The organism is Gammaproteobacteria bacterium, assembly GCA_028817225.1.
Classification (GTDB): domain Bacteria; phylum Pseudomonadota; class Gammaproteobacteria; order Poriferisulfidales; family Oxydemutatoraceae; genus Oxydemutator.
Map to the genome: position 1 here is coordinate 70,001 of JAPPQC010000027.1, position 2,585 is coordinate 72,585.

Genomic DNA, 2,585 nt, shown 5'->3' on the forward strand with positions numbered 1-2,585 from the left:
GACCGGCACGCCTTCGCTGCCGCTCGACATCCGCTATTACCGCACCGACCTGGGGCGCCTGTTCTGGAAGAGTTCGCGGCGCGGCGTGGAATGGGACGCATCGCTGTATTTCAACGACATCGAGCACGGCATGAACAACTACCGCCTGCGCCCGGCGCCGGACTTCGACGCCATTCCCGGCCCGGACAGCGCCAAGTTGCCGCCTTTCCGCGGCGATGACCGGCGCCATGTGGATGTCGGCAGCGACGGCGCCGGGCTTTCCGTGTCCGCCTCGTTTGACTGGCTGCGCGGCGCGCTGCGGGTGGGGCTGGAAGGTCACCAGGCCGAGCACTGGTCCACCGTGCACGACCCCGATGTCGCGGCCTTCTTCGTGACCAACTTCAACGACTCGCAAACGGACAAGTGGGCGCTGTTCGCCGAATGGCGGGGCGAGGTGGCGCCGCGCTGGCGCGCCGCTTCCGGCCTGCGCTACAACCTGGTCCGCGCCTCGACCGGCGCGGTGGATGCGCTGCCCGCGCGCCTGGCGGAGCGCGGCACCGCCAACGCCGTCACCGACGGCGCGCGCCGCCTGCGCGACCGCTTCAACGCCGCCGACCGCAACCGCACCGACCGCAACCTCGACGCCTTCGTGGAAGTCGGCTACGCGCTGAACGAGCGCCTTGAACTGGTGCTCGGCGCCGCGCAAAAAACCCGCTCGCCGGGCTACATCGAGCGCTACACATGGCTGCCGCTGGAGATCAACGCCGGGCTTGGCGACGGCAACAACTATGTCGGCGACCCCGAACTCGACCCCGAGATCTCGCGCGAGATCGAGGCCGGCCTCGACTGGAACAGCGCCTCGTTCAGTTTCGAGCCGCGCCTGTTCTACCGCCGCATCAGCGACTACATACAGGGCGCGCCGGTGTCCGGCGTCTGCGATTATGCGACGGACGGCGCCATCAACAGCGACGGCGAGGCGCTCGTCTGCGTCAGCCGCCTGGCAAACGGCGATTCAAGCCCGAAACAATTCGCCAATGTGGATGCAAAAATCTACGGTTTTGATGCGCGTTTCGGCTATCACCTGGATGCGCGCTGGACGCTGGACGGCGTTGTCAGCCTCGTGCGCGGGCGCCGCCGCGACACCGGCGACAACCTCTACCGCATCGCGCCGCCGCGCCTGACGCTGGGGCTGGAGCGCAGGGACGGGATGTCGAGTGTGCGCCTGGAAACCGTCCTCGTGCGGCGGCAGGACAAACTGGCGCGTTCGCTGCTGGACGCCGACAACCTCGGCGGGCGGATTGACACCGGCGATGTGCCGGGTTACGCGCTGGTCAACTTTCGTTACAGCCGCGCCTGGCCGCGCTACGGCCTGAAGTTCAGCGGCGGCGTTGAGAACCTGCTGGACAAGGACTACGCCGACGCGCTGTCCGGGTTCAACCGCGTTGGCGAAAGCGATGTCGGCGTCGGCGAGCGCATTCCCGGCCCGGGCCGCAACGCCTGGCTGAGTCTCGGCTACCGCTGGTAGTTGTTTGCCGGCGCCTGCGCCGGCGCCGCAATCAGCCTTCCGACGCGAGGCGCGACCAGTATTCCTTCCACGCGGCGGTGCCGATGCGGGTCAGCGGGTTTTCGCTCGGCGGGTTCCAGACGCCGCCCGCGAAACTGCTCATCATCTCGTCGTCCATTGTGCCCATGGCCTCGACGATCGCCATCGCCTCAATGCTCTCGGCGCGGGCGCCGGAGAAGTCTTCGCTGGTGAAGTCGCGCCCGTAGCGGTGTGCGATTTCCGCGATGTCGTCAATGTCATCGGCGTCGCCGAGTATCGCGCACAGTTCGGCGTCTTTCTTCGCCTTCGTGAGGAATTTCTTTATTTCCACATTTCTGTTCACTTCAGGTCCTCCATGGGTTGACACTTTCGTGGGCCGCCATGATAAAGCAATTTGCCTGCCGCGTGGGTTCAGATACCTCTGACATCACCCGGCGCGGCGCAGGCGTCCGTGGTAAATCGCGGTCGCGGCCAGCGCGCCGTCCACGCCGCAGGCTTGCAGTGCGCGCAGGTCGCGTTCGTCGCGCACGCCGCCGCCGGCAATCAGCCGTCCGCGGTGGCGCGCGCGCAGCGGTTTCAGCCGGGCGATGTCGGGGCCGCACTGCGCGCCGACCCGGCCCAGCGTCAGCGCGATGACCGTGTGCGGCCACGCGCCGGGGCGTTGCAGCAGGCCGCCGTCGGGCGGGCGTTTCGCGTCGAAGTCGAGAGACAGAATATAATCCGTGTCATTGAACAGCGAAAGGTCGTCCGCGAGCGTCTCGGTGCCGACGACGGGCAGCACGCCCGGCTGCGGCCCGGCGATGTCGCGGCGGCGGCGGACGCCGGTGTCGAGCCACACGCGCAGCGCCGGAAAACGGCGGCGAATGTCGGCGATGGCCGCGCGGTTTTTGCCGGCGGCGGCGATGTCGCCGTATTGGCCGGTGCCGGTGTTGTCGCCGGTGCCGGTGCCGTCGCCGGCGATGGCGTCGAGGTCGGCCACATACACCGTGTCGGGCGGGCCGGGCGCCGCGCCATCGAGCAGGCGCGCGATGACATCCAGCGGCTGCGCGCTCGGAAACAGCGG

General features: G+C 68.4%; 3 protein-coding genes (1 of these 3 cut by a window edge). 1 reads left to right on the forward strand and 2 read right to left on the reverse strand.

The features are described from left to right. A protein-coding gene (locus OXU50_03875; protein ID MDD9869017.1) for a TonB-dependent receptor crosses the window boundary here: on the forward strand, positions 1–1,504 show its 3' portion. Its footprint begins 722 nt before the window's first position; 1,504 of the gene's 2,226 nt are visible here — the last part of the coding sequence; its start codon lies off the left edge, out of view; its stop codon occupies positions 1,502–1,504. 31 nt (positions 1,505–1,535) lie between these two features. On the opposite strand, the gene OXU50_03880 is transcribed toward OXU50_03875, so the two are convergent. Both OXU50_03880 and OXU50_03885 read right to left on the reverse strand, forming a co-directional pair. After that, positions 1,536–1,865, reverse strand: coding sequence for a Nif11 family protein (locus OXU50_03880; protein MDD9869018.1), 330 nt, complete (start codon positions 1,863–1,865; stop codon positions 1,536–1,538). Positions 1,866–1,949: 84 nt separating this feature from the next. Beyond that, positions 1,950–2,585: HisA/HisF-related TIM barrel protein (locus OXU50_03885; GenBank protein MDD9869019.1), on the reverse strand; the 636-nt coding region annotated here is incomplete at its 5' end.